This window comes from Paenibacillus sp. 23TSA30-6 (genome assembly GCF_014858585.1).
In the GTDB taxonomy this organism is placed as follows: Bacteria; Bacillota; Bacilli; order Paenibacillales; family Paenibacillaceae; genus Paenibacillus.
Genome location: NZ_SLTL01000001.1, coordinates 37,808 through 57,799, shown reverse-complemented (window position 1 = coordinate 57,799; position 19,992 = coordinate 37,808). Strand labels below are relative to the sequence as shown.

The 19,992-nt window shown below is 45.1% G+C and carries 23 protein-coding genes; 10 read left to right on the top strand and 13 right to left on the bottom strand.

Annotation, left to right across the window (positions count from 1 at the left end):
• Positions 1 to 17: 17 nt before the first annotated feature.
• Positions 18 to 524 carry a hypothetical protein gene (locus E0698_RS00295; RefSeq protein ID WP_192510225.1) on the bottom strand — a complete coding sequence of 169 codons (507 nt, stop codon included), beginning with the start codon at positions 522 to 524 and terminating at the stop codon, positions 18 to 20.
• 330 nt (positions 525 to 854) lie between these two features.
• Here E0698_RS00295 and E0698_RS00290 point away from each other — a divergent pair, with 330 nt between their 5' ends.
• From E0698_RS00290 to E0698_RS00280, 3 genes are all read left to right on the top strand, one after another.
• Entirely contained in the window at positions 855 to 1,202 is a 348-nt protein-coding gene (locus E0698_RS00290) for a helix-turn-helix domain-containing protein (RefSeq protein WP_192510224.1), read from the top strand.
• 195 nt (positions 1,203 to 1,397) lie between these two features.
• Positions 1,398 to 1,850 carry a hypothetical protein gene (locus E0698_RS00285; protein ID WP_192510223.1) on the top strand — a complete coding sequence of 151 codons (453 nt, stop codon included), beginning with the start codon at positions 1,398 to 1,400 and terminating at the stop codon, positions 1,848 to 1,850.
• 116 nt (positions 1,851 to 1,966) lie between these two features.
• Positions 1,967 to 2,218 (top strand): hypothetical protein, encoded by a 252-nt coding sequence (locus E0698_RS00280; protein WP_192510222.1) that lies wholly within the window; start codon positions 1,967 to 1,969, stop codon positions 2,216 to 2,218.
• A gap of 210 nt (positions 2,219 to 2,428) precedes the next feature.
• On the opposite strand, the gene hcp is transcribed toward E0698_RS00280, so the two are convergent.
• The 4 genes from hcp to E0698_RS00260 all read right to left on the bottom strand — a co-directional run bounded on the left by hcp (position 2,429) and on the right by E0698_RS00260 (position 8,082).
• Complete coding sequence (gene hcp / locus E0698_RS00275; RefSeq protein WP_149096118.1) at positions 2,429 to 3,721, bottom strand: hydroxylamine reductase; 1,293 nt, start codon at positions 3,719 to 3,721, stop codon at positions 2,429 to 2,431.
• Between the two features lie 96 nt (positions 3,722 to 3,817).
• Positions 3,818 to 5,065, bottom strand: a complete 1,248-nt coding sequence (locus E0698_RS00270) for a response regulator (RefSeq protein ID WP_238353824.1) — start codon at positions 5,063 to 5,065, stop codon at positions 3,818 to 3,820.
• Positions 5,013 to 7,094 carry a cache domain-containing sensor histidine kinase gene (locus E0698_RS00265; protein ID WP_443146896.1) on the bottom strand — a complete coding sequence of 694 codons (2,082 nt, stop codon included), beginning with the start codon at positions 7,092 to 7,094 and terminating at the stop codon, positions 5,013 to 5,015. Before E0698_RS00265 ends, E0698_RS00270 begins: the two co-directional genes overlap by 53 nt.
• Positions 7,075 to 8,082 (bottom strand): substrate-binding domain-containing protein, encoded by a 1,008-nt coding sequence (locus E0698_RS00260; RefSeq protein ID WP_134910918.1) that lies wholly within the window; start codon positions 8,080 to 8,082, stop codon positions 7,075 to 7,077. The genes E0698_RS00265 and E0698_RS00260 overlap by 20 nt, the downstream gene beginning before the upstream one ends.
• A gap of 206 nt (positions 8,083 to 8,288) precedes the next feature.
• Here E0698_RS00260 and E0698_RS00255 point away from each other — a divergent pair, with 206 nt between their 5' ends.
• Positions 8,289 to 9,512: an acyltransferase gene (locus E0698_RS00255; RefSeq protein ID WP_192510220.1), complete on the top strand. Its 1,224-nt coding sequence runs from the start codon at positions 8,289 to 8,291 to the stop codon at positions 9,510 to 9,512.
• A gap of 208 nt (positions 9,513 to 9,720) precedes the next feature.
• Here the strand turns inward: E0698_RS00255 and E0698_RS00250 are convergent, their stop codons facing one another.
• From E0698_RS00250 to E0698_RS00240, 3 genes are all read right to left on the bottom strand, one after another.
• Entirely contained in the window at positions 9,721 to 10,227 is a 507-nt protein-coding gene (locus E0698_RS00250; protein WP_238353805.1) for a hypothetical protein, read from the bottom strand.
• Between the two features lie 364 nt (positions 10,228 to 10,591).
• Positions 10,592 to 10,837 (bottom strand): aspartyl-phosphate phosphatase Spo0E family protein, encoded by a 246-nt coding sequence (locus E0698_RS00245; RefSeq protein ID WP_192510218.1) that lies wholly within the window; start codon positions 10,835 to 10,837, stop codon positions 10,592 to 10,594.
• A gap of 220 nt (positions 10,838 to 11,057) precedes the next feature.
• Entirely contained in the window at positions 11,058 to 12,440 is a 1,383-nt protein-coding gene (locus tag E0698_RS00240; protein ID WP_192510217.1) for a helix-turn-helix domain-containing protein, read from the bottom strand.
• 504 nt (positions 12,441 to 12,944) lie between these two features.
• Between E0698_RS00240 and E0698_RS00235 the strand changes: the two genes are divergently transcribed.
• Positions 12,945 to 13,391 (top strand): AbrB/MazE/SpoVT family DNA-binding domain-containing protein, encoded by a 447-nt coding sequence (locus E0698_RS00235; protein ID WP_192510216.1) that lies wholly within the window; start codon positions 12,945 to 12,947, stop codon positions 13,389 to 13,391.
• A gap of 155 nt (positions 13,392 to 13,546) precedes the next feature.
• Here the strand turns inward: E0698_RS00235 and E0698_RS00230 are convergent, their stop codons facing one another.
• Positions 13,547 to 13,717, bottom strand: coding sequence for a hypothetical protein (locus E0698_RS00230; RefSeq protein WP_187644947.1), 171 nt, complete (start codon positions 13,715 to 13,717; stop codon positions 13,547 to 13,549).
• A 98-nt stretch (positions 13,718 to 13,815) separates the two neighbouring features.
• Here E0698_RS00230 and E0698_RS00225 point away from each other — a divergent pair, with 98 nt between their 5' ends.
• Positions 13,816 to 14,079: a hypothetical protein gene (locus E0698_RS00225; protein WP_134910934.1), complete on the top strand. Its 264-nt coding sequence runs from the start codon at positions 13,816 to 13,818 to the stop codon at positions 14,077 to 14,079.
• A 109-nt stretch (positions 14,080 to 14,188) separates the two neighbouring features.
• On the opposite strand, the gene E0698_RS00220 is transcribed toward E0698_RS00225, so the two are convergent.
• A complete protein-coding gene (locus E0698_RS00220; RefSeq protein ID WP_192510215.1) occupies positions 14,189 to 14,707 on the bottom strand; it encodes a hypothetical protein in 519 nt (172 codons plus the stop codon).
• A gap of 191 nt (positions 14,708 to 14,898) precedes the next feature.
• On the opposite strand from E0698_RS00220, the gene E0698_RS00215 reads away from it, so the two are divergent.
• Positions 14,899 to 15,834: a hypothetical protein gene (locus E0698_RS00215; protein WP_192510214.1), complete on the top strand. Its 936-nt coding sequence runs from the start codon at positions 14,899 to 14,901 to the stop codon at positions 15,832 to 15,834.
• Positions 15,835 to 15,909: 75 nt separating this feature from the next.
• Positions 15,910 to 16,146: an NHLP leader peptide family RiPP precursor gene (locus tag E0698_RS00210; RefSeq protein WP_149096110.1), complete on the top strand. Its 237-nt coding sequence runs from the start codon at positions 15,910 to 15,912 to the stop codon at positions 16,144 to 16,146.
• Between the two features lie 98 nt (positions 16,147 to 16,244).
• Here E0698_RS00210 and E0698_RS00205 read toward each other — a convergent pair whose 3' ends face one another.
• Positions 16,245 to 18,134 carry a sensor histidine kinase gene (locus E0698_RS00205; protein ID WP_192510213.1) on the bottom strand — a complete coding sequence of 630 codons (1,890 nt, stop codon included), beginning with the start codon at positions 18,132 to 18,134 and terminating at the stop codon, positions 16,245 to 16,247.
• A gap of 132 nt (positions 18,135 to 18,266) precedes the next feature.
• Positions 18,267 to 18,554 (bottom strand): hypothetical protein, encoded by a 288-nt coding sequence (locus E0698_RS00200; RefSeq protein WP_192510212.1) that lies wholly within the window; start codon positions 18,552 to 18,554, stop codon positions 18,267 to 18,269.
• A gap of 187 nt (positions 18,555 to 18,741) precedes the next feature.
• Here E0698_RS00200 and E0698_RS00195 point away from each other — a divergent pair, with 187 nt between their 5' ends.
• Together E0698_RS00195 and E0698_RS00190 are read left to right on the top strand one after the other, a co-directional pair.
• Entirely contained in the window at positions 18,742 to 19,002 is a 261-nt protein-coding gene (locus tag E0698_RS00195; RefSeq protein ID WP_192510211.1) for a hypothetical protein, read from the top strand.
• Between the two features lie 35 nt (positions 19,003 to 19,037).
• Positions 19,038 to 19,223, top strand: a complete 186-nt coding sequence (locus tag E0698_RS00190; protein ID WP_192510210.1) for a hypothetical protein — start codon at positions 19,038 to 19,040, stop codon at positions 19,221 to 19,223.
• A 96-nt stretch (positions 19,224 to 19,319) separates the two neighbouring features.
• On the opposite strand, the gene E0698_RS00185 is transcribed toward E0698_RS00190, so the two are convergent.
• Positions 19,320 to 19,991, bottom strand: a complete 672-nt coding sequence (locus E0698_RS00185; RefSeq protein WP_192510209.1) for a GNAT family N-acetyltransferase — start codon at positions 19,989 to 19,991, stop codon at positions 19,320 to 19,322.
• Position 19,992: the final 1 nt, after the last annotated feature.

The window sequence follows — 19,992 nt, the reverse complement described above, 5'->3', positions numbered from 1 at the left end:
TCTCTAAATATATTTAACTACTTCATGGACTGCTTCTTTATAAAAATAGATTGATACCGCTCAACCGGATCAGCTATAATTCGCCGAGATAAACGGTTTAAAATATGATCTGTTCTAAAAAGTAGCCTATCTACCTCCTCCAGCTTCATTGGCTTGTTATATGCATGATCCTCTGCTGAAATAAGGTAATGCACTGTACTGATAAACAGCACCATATCCAAATTCGGCTCAGTATCTGTGTGGATTAAAGTTGGCAGGTCGGTAATAGATAGGTTAATGGAGGATAGAATGATTTGATTTCGGTGAACATAAACGGCCTTAGCCATAGAAAACATCGCCCGGTCACAAAGAACGAGGCAGTTGTGAAATTGATGATGATTGCGCATGATCTGTGCAAGCTTAATCTGATATTGAGCCAGCTTTTGAAAATCCATCATGCAATTCAATATGTTGGGGTCGCTATGATTAGGCTGTATGGAATCTGGATCACTATGTAGGTGGTTGCTTAAGGAGTCATTTTTCACGGGAGTCAACTCCTGAATTTGGATTTAAAGAGCAGTAAAGGCATCGTAGTACCAATAAAGAACGATCAAAATGTACAAATTTCTAGCTATCGGACAAGCTTTAAAATAAATATTACTATATAGTAGTTTTTAATTCAATTTACTTATTAACAGTTATTAATTAGAAGTAACTCTTTCTCTACACTTCTAACTAGAAGATTTTGCAAAAATCCAATAAGCGACTTCCAATAAATAATATATAGATCGAAAGGGTCTAGTTCGTCTATATATTGCACTTTGGAGCGATTGGAATCGAATTTTGTAAAATCCTTACTATAGAGAGGTGTAATCATGTCTGAAATTTTAGATTTAGTCGGTACACGCATTCGGGATATTCGGAAGTCCAAAGGGCTTTCCCAAGAAGCTTTAGCCGAGAAAGCAGGATTCAATTCGAGTTATATCGGTTTTATTGAGCGCGCAGAGAGAAATATATCTTTGAAAAATCTGGAGAAAATAGCGAAGGCATTGAACGTGGGCGTTTATCAGTTGCTTACATATGTAAAGGAAAATGATGAGCTTGCCGAAGAAGATTCGAGTATAAAAACCATTTTGACTCTGCTAAGAACTCGTGAATCCAAAGATACTGAGCTGGCATTGAAGATTCTTACGGACATATTTATGAGAATTGATGAACATTAAGCCTATCTTGGAAAGATTAATAAAGAGTGGTGATGAACCACTCTTTTTGTCATGAATGGAATGAGATGAAGTCATCAATAAAGGAAATAGCTCTTTACGTTATTTTTTCGATGTTTTTACGTTATAATCTATCGATTATTGTATAATAGTGTAAAAGCTGAAAGATTCAACGTTAGATTGGAAAGGGTGTACGGTGTGAGCTTTGAGATTCCTTTACGTGACCAAACAATTCATTTTCAAGACATCGTTAATTTAACAGATGCGCAGCAAACAGTAATATTAGAAGCTTCTCCAAGTAAAACATTTGAAGAATGGATGATGCTTGATAAAGGTTTGAAAATTCAATTAACTATTGAACAACGAGAAACTGTATTAAGACTGAAAAATGGCTTGGTAGCTTCTAAGGATAACCGAGAGTTAGTTAAGGGTGATATTATCATCTTCTCCCGACATGCAAGAGAAAGAATTGCTGTCCGAGTAGATAAATTGCCAAAGGAAGCACCCCCAACCTTCGATAGTATATTACTTGTTATTCAATTAGTTATTGAAAGTGATATTGTGGATCATCAGGCCGAATGGAAAGGATTCACAAACCTTGCCTACACGCTGATTCATGCTGGATATGGGGAGAAATTTAAAATTAGGTAGAAATCGGAAACAAGCTTAGAGCTTTCAAACAAGAATTAGGGGGGATGGATTCCTGATTATGTTTATAAGCTGTACCGATGTGCTATAATATTGTTATTGAATAAGGAGGGGTTGCGATGGCTATTGTGGCAGATAAGATTCATTGCAGATGCGGAACAATGATGGAAGAACAAATGAAAAACATCTCTTGGAGCGAGTCTGGCGGAAACAAATATGTTATTCGTAATGTCCCTTTCCTATGTTGCCATAAGTCGGGATGCTCTGATGAGTACACCGCTTCTAGCGTGCAAATGAATGTTTCGATTTTGGCTGATGAGATGAGAAAAGGGATGTTACCATCCGTTGTTGAATATGAAGAGCGATTTTAAATATTTTATTTTGGATTAAGCCGATTAGACTACAAATTAGGTAGTTATAATCGGTTTTTTATTCTTAAAAAATGGATTCACAAATATATAAAATCCACTTCTAAGATAGAAACAAAAAGAAGCCGTGCGATCACACGACCTCTCATAAAGCAAAGAATTACAGGCGAACAGTTCCATAAAGAATTAAGCAAACCGTTATGTCTGTCGCCCCTACGACAACGCCAGCATTGCTTTCATATCTTCCTCCGCTGTAGTAATCAGCTTCAAGCCAAACATCTCCACCAGTACATCCAGTACGCCAGAAGAAATAAACTCAGGCGGCTTCGGTCCAATGCGAATATCCTGGATGCCAAGGCTGAACAAGCCTAGCAGGATGGCAACCGCTTTTTGCTCAAACCAGGACAACACGATGCTGACTGGCACCTCGTTCACCGTACAGCCGAAAGCATCTGCTAACGCCAGAGCGATTTTCGCCGTAGAGCCGGAATTGTTGCATTGCCCCAGATCAATATAACGCGGAATCCCCGTGTCCCCCACAGTACCGTAGTCCACATCATTAAAGCGGAATTTGCCACAGGACGTGGTTAAAATAACCGTATCGTTCGGCAAGGAAGTAGCCAGCTCGCGGTAATAGTTGCCGCCTTTACCTGGTGCGTCGCAGCCTGCAATGACGAAGAAACGACGGATATGTCCATCTTTAACCGCCTGAATAATCTCGGGAGCCAGCCCGATAACCGTCTCGTGATGATATCCCGTCGTAAGCACCTGCTCCGAATCTACATCTGCGGCTGGCAGGGCTAACGCACGCTCGATCAATGGTGAAAAGTCGTCATCCATAATCTTGGCGACGCCCTCCAGCCCGGCTACTTCATAAGAGAAGAAGCGGTCTGCATATGTGCCTTTAATCGGCATCACACAGTTCGTCGTGGCGAGAATCGCACCCGGGAATTCCTCAAACAGTCTGCGCTGATCGTACCAGGCTTTACCGATATTCCCTTTGAGATGTGCATATTTCTTCAATGCCGGATAACCGTGGGCAGGCAGCATTTCTGAGTGGGTATAGATGTTGATGCCTTTACCCTCCGTCTGCCGCAGCAATTCCTCCAGCGCATATAAATTATGTCCGGTCACGACGATGCATTGGCCTTCGATTTTATTTTGGCTAACAGTAATCGGCTGCGGAATGCCAAAACGATCCGTATGCGCATGATCCAGCACATCCATGATCCGTACAGCCGCATTTCCGACCTTCATCGCCATTTCCAAATGCTCTTGTACATTAAAGTTAGAATTGGTTAAGGTCATATATAACGCTTCATGCGTGATCCGATCCACCTCGGGATCGCTATAGCCCAACTGTCGAGCGTGTGTCGCATAGGCCGCAATGCCTTTTAATGCGAAAATCATCGTATCCTGCAAGCTCGCTATCGTTTCATTCTTGCCGCACACCCCAACTACGGTACACCCGCCACTCGGCGTCTGTTCACACTGATAACAAAACATATCGTTTTCCTCCAAATATTGATAGATACTTGTTCGTTATCCACAGCTTAACAGACCCCCAAACGCGCTGGTGTGATTACACACACATTTTTCAGCTCACTCCTGATCCGTCACGCTGACCCCGATTCCACCGCCTTTGCGGTACTGAACCGGGGAAACACCCATGGTCTTTTTAAAAGCGGTGCTAAAATAATGCTGGCTATCGTATCCGGTACGCTCTGCTATATCGTAGATGGACAACGTCGTGGAGTCGAGCAGTTGCACCGCTTTGCGGATACGGGCGCGCGTGACGAGGGTCACGAAGCTATCGTTTAACTCCTTTTTGAGCACACGGCTGAGATATACGGCGGATACCTGTAAACGTGAGGCGAGGGATTCCAGTGTCAGTTCCCGGTCTGCGAAGCCTTCCTGAATAAGCTGTCGCGCCCGACGCACGAGTGGAGATAGCTGCGATTCGCTGTATACACGATCACGGCACACTTGGAACGCATCAACCGCGCCTTCCAAGCCCCTGGCGTTTCGTTTCACATGCGTATGAACCGCTATATTCAGGTAGCGCCCGATAGCCTGCTCCATCGTTGCGCCGATGGCTTCGGGTGCCTCCTGCCACAGGCATATGCCGATCAGCCCGTTTGCATCGCGGAACAATACATGCGGCAGGCCATCCAGCAACTCGCCAATGATATTTTCAGCGGCAAAAAGAAACAGTTGGCGGTCATTCTCACGCATAATCGTCTGCCGCGCCTCTGCCGCAGGCCACCGTACAACGCCGATCTGAACGGGTGACCGAGATGGAAGACGTAAAAACGCCAGTTGTTCCATCACGTCTTTTCCCGTGTTCTGTCCTTCCAGCCATTCCAGGCAAAAGCGCTGGCGCAGCAACGGAATATTCCGCTCAATCTGCCCGGCGGCCTGTTCTACATAGGCAGCACGCTTGCGCTCTTCTTCCAGCCGCCCACCGAGTCGCGACAGCGCAGCGTGAAGCTGTCCTGCATCTACCGGCTTCAATATATAATCCTCCACGCCAAGTCGGACAGCCTCCTGCGCATAAGCAAATTCATCATGACCGGAAATGATCAGGCAACGACATTCCGGGCATTCTTCCCGCAGCCGTCGGATTAGCTCAATGCCGTCCATGAACGGCATATTCATATCGACCAGCAAAATATCGACGCAAAGCCGTACTGCCAGCTCCAGCGCTTCTTCGCCATCCTCCGCCTCACCCGCAACCTCCATGCCGAGAGTCGCCCAGTCTACGCAATCTCGTATGCCCTCTCGAATGATCGGCTCATCATCTGCGATCAGCACCTGATAACGTTTTTTGGTGTAACGTTTTGCCGTCATCGTTGTCACTTCTGTTATGGCCTTGTCCGTCAGACTCGTCGTTGTCGAGGTGCCTGTGGCGTTTGATTTCGTCATCCTGATCCGCTCCTTTTTCATGAGACTTCTTCAATTGTGCCATATCCCGCAGCAACGGATGAACAATCGTAACGCAGGTGCCTGCTCCTTCTTCACTGTCCAATACAATTCCATATTCCTCACCAAAAGATAGCCGTATACGCGCCTGTACATTCAGCATGCCATAGCTTCTGCCGTTCGCACTGGTAACGTTTGGCTTCTGTTGCCCTTCCATCGCCTCCAGCGGCGCTTCCAGCAAACCCCTCAGCTCCCGCAACCGTTCCACCGTCAGCCCTGCGCCATCATCACGTACCGTCAGCAGCAGCTTATTTCCCTCAATCCGCGCTTCTACCCCAATCGTGCCGGGACCGCGCCTGGCCTTGATGCCGTGGTAAATGGCATTTTCCACCACAGGCTGAAGCATCAGCTTCAACACGAACAGCTCTCCTAGCTCCTCGGGTACGTTTAATTCCCAGCGGAGTCTGTCCCGATACCGGGTTTGCTGGATTTGCATATAGCTCGATATATGCTCAAGCTCGCTGCGTAGCGGAATAAAGTCATCCCCTTTGCTCAACCCGAGGCGAAACAATCTCGATAGCGCCCCCACCATATCGGACACGTCGTCTGCCCCGTTTTTACGAGCCATCCAATGAATTGTATCCAATGTATTGTATAAAAAGTGAGGCTTAATATGCTCCTGTAGGCTACGCAGCTCGGCATCCCGCTTCTGGCGCTCCCTTAGCTCGCTAAGCGTCATCAAACGGCGAATTTGCTCCAGCATCCGGTTGAAGCTCCTGCCGAGCATCCCAATTTCATCCCCGCGGTCACTCCATTGCCGAACCGTAAGATCCCCCGTCTCTGCTGTCCGCATATAGGACATCAGACGGAATATCGGCTGTGCAATCGAGCGCGACAATCGCAAGGATGCCGTCAGCCCGAACAGACATACAATGAAAACAAAGCAGACGACATAAAATTGAATTTGCCGTACCTCCAGTGTCGATTCCCCTGCCGGGAATACCCCTACCGTTCTCCAGCCCGTAAATTCGGAAGCACGGAACATGAACAGCAGTTCCCGACCTCCGGCTTCACGGGTAAACATCCCGCTGTCACCTGCCCCAAACCATTCCGGGGGAATACGCTCAATCAGCGGCATATCCGGCATGTACACGCTGCGTCCCTTCGCATCTGTCACCATTAAATACCCGGTTTTGCCCAAGGTTACATCTCTGGCGGCCTGCGATACGGCCCGTAGCTTGAGATCAATCATAATCACGCCTAGCACACGTCCATTTTCCGAATCCGTCACCGACCGGACGACAGACACAATTTCACTGTCCTTGTACCGAACATGAGTCGTCACATTACGGTGGCTCGGCTGTCCCAGCACGGTAAAAATACCTGCATGCTGCGCCGCCTGTTTGTACCAGTCTTCTTGAGTTAGACTGCTTGCGCTTCGAGCATACATTTCATTACTAATATAGTCGCCGTGTTCGTTCACGATTAAAATACCCGCAATCTCGGGATATAACGTGGTAAAGCCCTGCAAAAATTGCTTCATCCCATACAGCGTATCCTGTTCCCGCTCGCCTTGCTGCTTCTCCTGCGTAACCGACTGCGCTACTTTACCCGTGTGACCGTCAGCCAGCGTCCGTCCTTGCCAAAACTCCCCGATATCCGGGTTAAATCCAATCAGATACGTCATATTCTGCAAATTTTCCATTTTGGTATCCAATGCTTCATTTACCTTGCCAATGAGCTGCATTGTATGGTTTTCCACCTGCCGCTCAATAATCCGTTCCACCGTCCAGTTGACCAGCAGTCCTAGTCCCAGTGAAGGTACGATGCCAAAAAACAGGAATAACAACATAAGCTGATACCGCAAAGGCATATTGCGTAAGCGCAAACGCTGCATCCTTTGATCCATCCATGCGCGTATACGCTTCCATTGATCATCATTTCGCATAATAATCATCTACATTCGCCCGTGTAACAACGGATATTCCTGTGTCCACCCGAACGGGCAGCGGGGCATTGTCACCGGAGGAGGAAGGGGCCGGAATCGTCAAATGATGGTGCAGATGAAACAGGTATTGAAGCGACCAATAGCCCATATTCCACGTTCCCTGAGCAATGGTCGCTGAGATCGTGCCACTTCTGATCATGTCCAAGGTCGCTTTATTGGTATCAAAAGAAATGATTTTCAGCGGACGACGGCTCTTTTGGCTCAACACCGCTTCACCGACACCTGTTCCTCCCGTCGCCTCGGTCACAAACATTCCCGCCAGCTTCGGATAAGCCTTCATCAGCCGAAGAGACTCATCCCGGGATACCATCGCGTCTGCGCGACCATCTGCCACTTCCACCACCTTCATGGCAGGATACTGCCGCTGAATGGTATCGCGAAAGCCGCGCGAGCGTTCCTCATGATTTTGCTGACCGGGCAGGGTCAGAACGGCGACTTCACCTTCCCGTCCCAACAGCTCCGCCATTTTATCCGCAGCGGTCACACCCGCCTTATAATTATCGGTTCCCAAAAAAGAATACGCCCGGCTCCCCGGTGCTCCTGCATCAAACAGCACCACAGGAATGCCCGCATCCAGCGCTTTATTAATCGCCGGGATCAACGAGTGCGGATCAATCGCAGAAATCGCAATCCCTGCGGGCTTCCGGGCAATCGCCTGCTCAATCACGGTCGTCTGTTCCTGCGCATCATAACGCGTAGCCCCCCGATACTCCACGGTCACGCCCATGGCATCCCCGGCATCCTCAAAGCCCTTAAGCCCGCTTTTCCAATACTCCAAGCCGGACTGGAACGTAATCATGATATACGTTTCTCCGATGCTGCCACGCAGTCCTTTTTCCTCCCAAGTGCCATTCAACGGCCCGGATTGTTCATACCTGAACACATAGAGCGCAAAGGCCGCAATCAGCAGCATATATACCAATAGCGTTTTTTTCATTTTCCCACCTCTTCCGTGCGTATCCTCAAGTTGTGAATTTACTGTGATTTTACTTAGATTGTAAACGCAATCATATCAAATTGGAACTACTTCCACTCTTCCAACTTTCAGGTAACGTTAATCCTGCACTAATATTCCTGCGTTACAATACCTAAATTGTGTTATGGAAAAGGTATACGATTTCTTTGGGAAAAGGAGTGATATGGATGAGCAAGCCGCGTATCGCGGAGTGGACAGAACTGCGGGGTCTTGCCTACCTCGCTGTCGTGCTTCAGCATTGCATTGGCGAATATATTTACCGCAGCGATATCCAGCAGCCGGATTCCGTTATGCTCGCGATGCTGTACCATTTGACACGATTTGGCACACCGACGTTCGTTTTCCTGTCGGCGGCGCTGCTTTTTTATAATGGTAACAAACCGATTGGCTATCCCCGTTACATTGGCAGACGGTTTCGAGATATTTATGTTCCATTTCTCTGCTGGACGGTTGTTTATTGGGTGTGTAACCAGAACTGGTCAACGGCGCAGTGGGGAAATATTTATTTTTACAAGGGCATGTTCGAGGAAATGATTATACCTGTCAGCGGATATCATCTATGGTTTGTAGTGATGATTTTTCAGTTTTATATTTTATTTCCTTTATTTTCAAAAGCAGCCGGACATGTGCAAACGTTTCTCCGTCGCTACAGCACCAAAAAACGAAAACAGCTCGTTCTGACTGTGATGCTTACAGCAGCGGCGGCTTATGCTCTGCTATTGCAATGGTCCTACTATGACATGTCTACATGGAGCACCAAGTTACCGTCCCTTTGGCAGACTCTGCTGGATTACCGCACCTACAACTTTGTCATGTACTTCTTCTATTTTATGCTAGGCGCGGTATGTGCCTATATGACGGATACGTGGCGGGGGCTGGCTAAGCAGACGTTACCGTGGAATGTATTTGTCTTTATTGGTCTGTTCATGCTTATGGGTCACACGATGCTGATCCAGTCCGGCGATACGATCAATCTGAACATTTCCACCTATCTCAAGCCAAGTACCTTTGTACTTATTGTCTCACAGTTGCTTTTGTTATATGGACTGCTGCTCCATTTGCAAAAAGACCAGCGCTCCGAGCCGTTCCGCCGTATGCTGAACTGGATCGGACGTTATTCCTTCGGGGGATATCTGGCCCATGCACTCGTGCTAGCCTTTATATCCTATTACACCCGCCCGCTTTCACTGGGCGATCATCATTTTACGGCGACACTGCTTACGTTTGCCGTCGTGGCAAGCGTTTCTCTCGGCATCAGTTGGCTGTTCGCCCATCTGCCGGGAGGCAACTGGATTGTCGGCTCAAAAGGCAAACAGCGCTTGACCTGGCCGTTTCGGCTCCAGCCGCTTTCCTCCAAACGCGCTTCCAAAAGCACGCAGGAGCTTGGCTAATAGAAAAAGAGATGCTACATCCTAAAAAAGGACACTCCCGATTCATTCCGGGAATGTCCTGCTCTAAGCTAGATTAAAAACAATTATCCTTTTCTGGCTGAATTACACTCATGGGTGTAAAAAGTATACTTCGAGGGTAGCCCCTCTCTAATGAAAAAGGCCGACACATTGGCCGACCTGATCCATCTTCAAAACAACTATGAGATAATTACAATTCTCCCCGTGAAGTACCTATACGAACTGCGAGTTCACCAGACATGTAAGCATTACCTGAGGTAAGGCTCACATAAAACTTACCGGTAGACCAAGCATTCGAGCTAACTTCACTATAAATCTGGCCAGGTTTTACAGTTCCAGAAAGCTTCTGCGTACCTGATGGTGAACCTTGATTTACGGAAAACTTAATTGGTTGGTCGCCGTCATTACGTATCCATACTTTAACATATCCATATCTTGAAGAAATTTCAAAATCCTCTGTAAGCTCTGTATTACGAAGAGTTCTATTGACCACCGATTTAGTTTCCTGAGGAGTAATAACATGATCCCCCACTTTTGGCGTATTCACATCTGTCGATTCATTTGCAGACTGAGTCACTTGTACTGAGTCTGTTGTAGCTGGTGCAAGATCGGTCGTAGCTGCGGCAGAAGCAGTTAATGGAATGGCAGCGGCTAAAGACAAAACAGATAATAATGAAGCTTTTTTAATACTTGTCATATTCATAACCTTCTCTCTCATGAAATTTTGTTTTACCTAAACTAATCTGAACTCACTCTAATTAAATGGAATAAATAATAAGTGACCACCTCTTTCCAAGACAGGAATGGTCTTTATTAATCAACTCCCAGTATGTATAAGTTCCAATTTTGCTATATGACTAATAAAGAATTTCCAAAAGTACAGCAATATCATTTAGCAGCTATACTTTCTACATTTTATATGCCAGCCTGGCTACTATTGCGAATGCAAAGTATGCATCTCCCTAACTTATTAACATATTATTCCATGAACATGTATTTTATTTTAAAATAAGTCATTATATAGAATAATGATAAACGTTATGAGGGAGAAGTCACAGTTTTCAATAAAAAGAATGGGGGGATGGACTGAATATAGCATCGTCTTTGTCAATGATTTGACCCAAAACATAGTGAGATTGCTTCTTGGTCTGAAACATACGGTTGTACTGATTAATCAGTTCATCCAAAAGTATAGACTGCTCAAGTACACAAGCGTGTCCGAAGCCATACTCTTCGTAAAGATCATGCAAGTGTTGTCTGGCGTGTTCCATCTGTTGAATTAACGTTAATGTTTCATCCCTGTTCATCATGCATCCCTCCTAATGAATCTCATTTTAGGAGATAATGAACAAATATCTCATATCCTTTTTTGAGCCAAAAAATTACAAAATAATACAAAAAAAGACCAGCAATAAGCTGGTCCAGTGTTAACACTCGAATTATGCACCGCCGATGATTCCAGTTGTAGAAATCGTTCCATGACCTTGATTCAAGCCTTGGATTGGTACTGCGAATACCAATAAGAAGCTAGTCATTACCAAAAGAAAAGCCATCTTTTTGATCATTTTTTTTCCACACCTCCTGTGACAATTTTTCGTACTGATCCAGTATTTCAGGATCGGCACAAGCTCTGAAATGATCAAATAAACCTGCGCAAGTATGAGAGAGCTGTGCATTATTTATTTTATCAGATTTTTCCAATGCGTCTATTAAACATTTGAAACCATATGGATATCTACCTTTATTTAGGCTGTACTTAGCTAACTTGTACCAAAACCGCGCAGCTTCCTCAGGCAAGACTTGCTGAGTATACATATCAGCAGACGTTGGCTCTTTATAGACTGCAATTTGAGGCTCAAAGTGTTTCAGGATATGATCTATATCAATATTATACCGATTGGCTGCTTCTACGATGTTTAAGAGTTCGGCAAAAATTTCATCTTTGCCTTCCATATACTCTACGTATTCCGGTAAGACAGTAGCATCACCTGCCATCAGCCGATTTACACATGTATTGATTTTTCCCCATCCTTGAAACAAACCGATCCAATGTTGTGTTTCTGGATCACTTTCCTTTACCCAACTTAAATTGGAGTGAGCCTGGATGTACTTGAGACCTTGTACGTAATCTCCCTGAGCATGACAAACGGCTGCGCACAACAGGTCTGCGTAAGATATATATACAAAAAGCGGTCTGCTTGGTTTCTTTTTTTCGTAGCGTTCGCGATTTGACTTATACTGTATTGTTGCTCTACGCCCCATTTCCCGAGCTAACTCATATACAGTGTCCCAATGATTCAATGAACGATGTATGTTCGCTAAATCTTTTAAAGCATCTAATTGCTCTACCTCGTCCAAGCGATCAACAAAAGGAGCAAATTCAATGGCAGCTTGAAGATTTACAGTTCTATCCTGTCCAATATTGATTTGGAACAAGCGATACTGGCAGATCGCCAATCGCTCTGAATGCTGGTGCTTCTCACTTTCAGCCACCTTCTTGTACAGGTATGCCGCTGCTTCATTGTAGCCGTCTTTATACACATTTTCTGCAACTTCAAAGAGCGACGGCGGATAACTAGGATTATCCAACAACAGAATTACAACTCGCTGCAAGCAGTCCAGTCGCCCTAGCTCAATGCATCGGTATAGGAATGGGCAGATCTTTTTCCAGTTGAGTGGAGATTCTTCAATGCACTCTTCAATGTAACGTTCGTAAAAATAATCCAGTGGTAAATTCATTCCCGCAGTAATGCAATCCAATTGGTGAACAGAAATAGAACGATTGCCCGTCACAATGCTACTAACTGTACCTACATTCAAATCAATAATGCGACCAAACTCGGTCATGGTTAAGCCTTTTCGTTTTAGATAGGTTTGAATTTCTGCTCGTATCGTAGGTGTGATTTCCATGGATAAACCACCCTTTCAGCGTTTTCATAGGATTCCAATTTCAATAAAAATTATAGTTTGGGAATGTATAGTATAATTTAATATTTTGTCTATCCATGACAATACCATCTTTTGGCACAAAAATAAATACTATTATTTTATTGCTTTTTATCTTTTTAATAGGAGAGTATTGGATGATGGCCGTAAAAATGACAAGAAATTTAGAAACTTTTGGTAGACTCGTAATTCCCAAAGCAATACTCATAACCTGTGATATTAGTTCAAATGACGCTGTAGAATTTTTTGCAGATGAAAAATCGGGTACGATATCCCTAAAAAAATACATTGGTCAGTCTTGTAAGTTTTGTCAATCTACCGAGGGATTAAGTTACTTTAAGGGTTCTCTTATATGTACAAGCTGTAGATATATGCTCAAGAGTCATCCAAAGCCCGTGTAAGTCAGCTCATACCAAAAATGTTCGATCAGGCAGGTGACCTGTTAAGAAAATAAAAGGAGAAGATCACTTGAAAAATACAGGTATGACACGTCCCTTGGATACGTTAGGCCGGATTGTTGTTCCTAAAGAAATGCGGGCCTCTATGGGTATTAAAGCTGGCGATCCTTTAGAATTTTATTTAGATGTTGAAACAGGATTTTTGAGTATGCGGAAGTATATTGGAGTCTCCTGCAACTTGTGCAGTTCGGTTAAGGATTTAACCTATTTCAGGGATTCATTTTTATGTAAAAAATGCATACTCGACCTGAAAGGAAACATAGGTGTGAGTCAAATTCCTGCTCCTTCTGTTAAGGAACCGTACAAAGAAAAAAGAGCAAATCGGTCGTCTTCAAAAAAATTGGCTGCACAACTAAGAAGACTCATGAGTGAGCATCCAACAGCCAAGCAAGGCGACTATGCTGAATGGCTTGGCGTATCCCAAGGCCGTATTTCCCAGCTTAAAAAGCTGTTATAGGTGCCGCTCAGCTCATACTCACGCGCAACTAAATAACCAGTCGCTGATTGATTACAGGGCGACTGGTTATTTAGTTGCTAAATGTTCTGGTCCTTATCAGACATACGGGGCAGTCTTTCATACTTGGATCGGCTTAGAATTTTGTTAACAATGGTCTACTTCTTCTTTTTTTCATTTTTTGAAAGAAGTATAAAGAATATCACAATTAAAATAATCCCAGCTAAACTGTAAATAATATTGATATTTTCATTTTTAAACTGAGTAAAAATGAGTCCAACAATAGCAATAAGCAACACAATAAGCGAAAATAACATTTTCATGTTCATTTTTACATAACCTCCATAAATTTTGAACTGGGAAGACATTTGTAACGGATGGGGAAAATATTTATACTCCTCAAGGGGTTGTAGGTTGTATTGCTGAAGTGGGCTTAGCTATTGCCGAAAATGCTTTTGCCTTTGCTAAAATTGCTAAAATCAAAGATGTGATTAAAGCAGGGGGCGGAATCACCAAATTTATTGGGAATTTAGTCCCAGCATTTAAAATGGCTCGAGAAGATGGCTATACTGTAACTCGCGCACTAACTTTTGCCATAACATACTCAGCTAAAGATGCCGGTCCTGAACTTATTAGTGCTGCAGTAGGCTTTTTCAGTATCGGGCAAATATACTCAGCTTGTTTTGAATAGATTATTCTTCAAACACCCTTTATGGGTGTTTTTTTATTGACGGATTGTCAAACCAAGTGCGACAATCCGTCTTTCTTTGAAAGAAGTAAAACGGCATCTCTTTTTTAGTCTAATGTTCGTCAGCCGAGGATGAGGATGTCCCTCCCCCCTGCTCCTGCTTCAATTGGGCTTCATGTGGAGCCCCGGACTTACGGTCGAATGTAATAGGGCCTTTACGGTTCACGAGCCGTTTCAGATCCACGGTCATTTCATTTTTCAGCTTATCAATCAGTTGCTCCTCTTTGATGCCCTTGCTTTTGGCGATATCGACCAACGATTTTCCTTGTCCCAGCTCATTCTCTAGCCGGGCAGGAGTGATACCCAGAAGCTTGGCGACCTTCTCATTCAAATGGTGGTTCCAGCCGCCAGGTTCTCTGCCGTGTCCATGTCTGTGAACATGCCCATGTTCATGACGGCCCTGTGGCTCAGCATTCCGCTGTGAGGCTTCTCCTTGACTTGAAGCGTTGGGAACGGGAGCTTGTAGCTGGTTACCCGGTTCAGCACCGGAAGCTCCGGCGACCCCCGCAGTCCCATACATCATTACCCCTCCATATAGGATAGCAGCGGTCAATTTCAATTGGTTTTTCATGATGCAGACCCTTCTTTCATTCTTTTTCATTCTATATTTTCTCTTTTTGCTTTTTTTATTCATCCTACATATTTTCGCAAAATCCTTAATGTAAAAATAACAAAATGTTGAAAATTGCAATCTGTTTTATAATGGCGGGTAACAACTAGATATCGCTATAAAATTATCCATAAGAGATGCAGGTGATAGCGATGGAATGGTATTTTGCATACAAAGATGAATTGGAAAAAGTTTTTCTTCAAGCGGAAGAACGGACAGCCGCGTTTCCTGCTCCATTTCAGAGTCAGGGCTTGGAATATCTGGCCCGTTTTAATCCGTTACGGGAAGACAGCACGCGTAACTACATATGCTATTTGCTTCCGTTATGGCTGCAAGAACTCACCGGGCTGGCTCCCGAAATTTGCCGTAAGCTATCACTAGGCAACGTGTTCGTCATGGCTCATTATTTGATTCAGGACGATGTGATGGACACAGCAGCAGACAACCGCAAAACGCAACTCGCCTTAAGCCAATTGTTCTATACCGAATGTTTGGACGTATACCGGGACCTTTTTCCGGCGTCCTCGCCTTTTTGGACGTATGCCCGAACGTATATCGGTGAATGGGCTGTTAGTGTGACATCTGAAGGAACAAAGGACTTTTTTCAGGGGGAACGACATCAGGTGGCGCTGAAAGCCAGTCCGTTAAAAATGGCTGGCACGGGTGCTTTGCTGCTCTCTGGGCGGGCCGATCTGATCCAGGCCATTACAGACATGACAGATACAGCGCTGATTGTACTTCAAATGTCGGATGACTGGGCCGACTGGTCGGAGGACTTGGAGGAAAACAGCTACAACTGCCTTTTGTCCCATATCAGCGCCGAGCAGAAGACCGCTTATCGAGAAGGTCTTGGACCGGAACAGATTCGGGAGGCGATTTATGTACGCGGCGCGCTTGCCAGTTACGTAAGTATTGCTGATCAAGCGGTGCAGCAGTTGGAAAATCTGGAGCCGGACATCCCCGGCCTGCGTATGTTCACACGTTCGATCGCAGAAGAGCTGTGCGAGGAAGCGGCGGAGATTGAAGCCGGACGTTCGCATTTGCGAAGAGGCGGTCTGGATTTTTGGCTCTCCAAAAATATGAAATAATGCTAGATTTTGATGAGACTTTCGTGGTATACTGACTAGGTAAATATAACCAATTGAATGAGAGGGTGATTTTTGATGGCTACTGAAGTTCTTCAAACACAAGTCATTCAAAAAGCGTGGGAGGATGCCAGTTTCAGAGAAAAACTGATGACCGATCCCAAATCAGCAATTCGTGATGTGTTAGGAGTCGTGATCCCCGATCATATCCAAATCAAAACGTTAGAGGAAACAGCCGATCAGTTTTATCTGGTCATTCCTCCAAACCCTTCCGGCGTGCTCGCTTCATCCCAGAAACCACGCTCTATGTGGTAAATTGGTTTTTGTAGCAAACTTGTTTTATATTCCTTAAACACCATGCGGGTGGGTTCAGCAAGCTTCCTTCCGTTTTCCCTAGCACAAAAAGCCGGATATTATCCGGCTACGGGGAAGCGGATGGTCGCTTCTGTTCCCACCCCTTTTGCACTTGTGAAGGATATTTTGCCGTTCATTGTCTCAATAATCCGAAAGGTTACCATCATGCCCAAACCTGTGCCTTTGGTCTTATTGGAAAAGTAAGGCTCACCCAGTCTCGATAAAGTCTGGGCGTCCATTCCTTCGCCATTATCCCGAATATGAATAACAGCTTCTCCGTTCTCTACATAAGCCCATATATGAATATGCCCTTGATCTCGCAGCGCTTCAATACTGTTTTTAATAATATTGATGAACGCCTGCTTGAACTTGGAGGAATTCCCGCGCACTTTGATTTCCTGGGGAATATCCAAAGAAATTTTGCCACCTTGCAAGTTAGCCATCGGACTAATGATTCCTTCAATATGTTTAAACTCATCCAGGATAGATAACGTTTTGGTTTGCTCAAATTCAGGCTTGGCAAATGTCAGAAAATCGGTAATAATCGCGGAAGCCCGATCCAGCTCCTCCAGTGCGATATGCAGATATTCTTTGTTCTTACCATCCTCCTGCTTGCTCATTAACTGGAGAAATCCACGGGTAACCTGAAGCGGATTGCGTACCTCATGAGCCACAGATGCAGCCAGATCGCTAATAATCTCCATTTTCTCCGAACGCTGAAGCTCATTATTGAACATCTCCAGCTCTCTGGAATAGCGAACAACCTGCTTATGCTTCTCTGCCAGCCTTCTGCCCAAAATTGCTATCAGCGCCAGCACAAAGCCGAACACGCCCCATTTCCACAGAAACATATTGTAGTGTCCGTCCCTGAGGAAGAACCAGGTCAGTTCACCGATGGAAATGACTGCGAAAAAAGCAAAGCCTATCGATAAAATGATCGCTTCATGATCCCCTTTGATCGCCATACGAACCGAAGCAAACACCAGCAGTACGAGTAAAGCCACGAGCAATACGCTCAGCACGGATACACTAAAAAAATAATATACGTCGTTTAACCGTTCCTGTGCTCCCAAATTGACAATCATCATCGTAAAGCAGAACAAAGAGTAAAATGTCAGCACTTTTCTAAATTTGCGAATCAGTATGATTGAACTTATGTTTTGCTCAAAAAAGTAGGCTAGTGAAGGAAGGAGAATAAACATTCCTACATCAAAAAGCTGTAAATAGAGCTTGCCGTAGCTGCGATAGAACGTATACAGGAAAGGTGAATACGTCACGATCATCAAACCAATAGACAGTACAATTGCGCTTAGGGACAGCCACATTGCCATGCTCGGACGGAACAGAAAAAATGAGCAGATCAGCAGCACCATAGCTATAAATATAAAGGTACTGCCCAGTACGATATCCAGAACATCCATTCTGACCAAGGTCCCCAGCAACTCACGATAATCACCAGTCATCACATTTCCGATAATGCCCAGTCTGTTCTTGCTGCTTTCCGTCCATATGTATAATGTTTTACCGCCGTCTTCCGGTCTAAGCGGGATCAGAATACGATTGTTTTCATAATTGTACCCGCGATAGGACTCGTAAAAATTGATGCCGTCCTTATACAGCGTAATATGTCTGCCATAAATATTTTCAAAAAGCACCGCCGGCGTTTCATCAATCAGCGATGGCAGCCGAATACGAATCCAGGCAGAGCCGGTGTTCGCGGGTTGCTTGGGCAACTCTGATTCATCATTAATATGCATCCAAACTTTGCTTGGGTCCCGCACCTCATCGAGTGATCCATCCTCCCCTTCCACTCCCCATCTCATATCCCAAGAAGGTATCCGGTGTTTCATTTCCGGGGTCGTTTTAGCCGCATAGGCGGGTAGGCCTATCGACAACAGTATTACAATGACCGCCAGCAGAGCGGCGACAGCTTTGGGCACAAGCCTCATGTTAAGCACCTCAAAGTTACATAGTAGGATTACAAGCTTGTATACGTTTTATCATTTTTCAACGTCCTGAAATAATATTATTCTATACGATGATGTTCATACCTTCTTCATAAGAAGGGTATCATGTTCTTTTTACTCATTTTTTGTCAAATCTTCATATTGATTTATGATCATGTCCTGTTCACGTGGCTCCATCTGTTCTCTGAGGCCAATCCATGGTTCGCACTCTTCATCCTCATATATCGTCCAAATATCCGAAAATAAATAATCGCGTATTTCTACCACTTTTCCAGACTGACTGCCACCTGACCAGTATAAGCCTTCCGGACGTCGGATCAGGATACGGGAAAATCCCGGGGTAGATGCCTTTTGTCCTACTCGGATACGGCTAATCATCGGACCAAACATATACCATTCCAATTCCTATCCCTCCATATCCTCTTTATCATATCACAGCAGTTACCGAAAAAAACGTTCATTAGGAATGGCAACATTCCGATTTCGCATGATTTCAACCTCGTACAGACACACTAACCCCAGGTTTAGTCGTTCTGCCTTTTGGGTAAGGTCGGAATAAGCAATCAACGAACAAAGGAGCTGAAGCACGATGGCAAAAAGAGATCATAGAAACGATGAGCTTCATGACAACGATTTTGAGCCTTCCCTGCAAAATGCAGAAACGAACTGGGAAAACCTGACCGAAGGACCGGATACTCCACTGGAAAACGTTCCAGATGCCGATGATGTATCCCCGGACAGCCCTGTTGACCCTTCCGCTCCGGCGGAATTTATACATGGCACGGATTTACTGAATGGTGCCGATGGGGATGACGAGGATGAGCGGTTATCGAGCCTTCCAAAAGGGTAATGAAGTATATAACCGAAAGGAGTTGACGTGTTCATATGTATAAAGATCCTATGTCTCAGGCGGATATGGCGTATAAACGTTACAAAGCCTTGAATCCTGTGGAAGAGGACAACCGCAGGTCTGCGGACAAGTCAAATACAGATGATACCGAGCAACATCTTGTCGAAGACATTCCGCGAGGCGTCGCATCGGCGAAGCCCGTACCCAAGGATCAGGCATGATCAGGGAACAAATATGGGAATGCAAAAAGGGTGCCTTCGCAAGCCACGCAGATGATGAATGGCTGGCTTGGAGTACCCTTTTTGTATGTGTATTTGTTACAAAGGCAGCAGCGCTACGGTTAATTGGGCTTCCAATCCCTCGACCATTTTATTCCATGTCGCAGGCTTGTTCGACAACACCGTGTAATAGCGGCGCAGGAAGGCAGCCACTAACGCTGCGCTCACCTCGTTTACGCTGTCATCCTCAGGCATATAGCCCAGATTCAGCCCTTCTACCGCGACACCATCGTTATTCCAGGATGGATGTACATAGTCCAGATCCAGTCGCTTGTAGCCCAGATGGGATAGCACCTCACGCCGCACATACGGGTCCATCGGCTTGACGCCGCCAAAGGTATGATCATTTCCACGGTAAGGATCGTAAATTTCCGCAAACATCCCCTGCAACTGCTGTCCGCTGGCCCGAGCAAGCGAATGCAAATCAGCTTGACGCTGCTTCCAAAGAAAACGGCCAATACCGAGTCCCGGTTGCCCAATGATCGTAAAGTCCGTCATTGCGACATTAAAATCCTCATAGTAGCGATATTCGGTTGCACCGACCACTCTATGGTCCTGTACGGCGACAAAAACACGGATGCCCGGGTCTTCCAACGGTTCTTTCCACAAGCTGTACTCCAGCACCTCCTCCGGTGGGAATACCTCCTGCATTAACTGATGCATGCTCGCAAATAGCGGGTCTTCAATATGAGTAATGCGATGATATTCCATA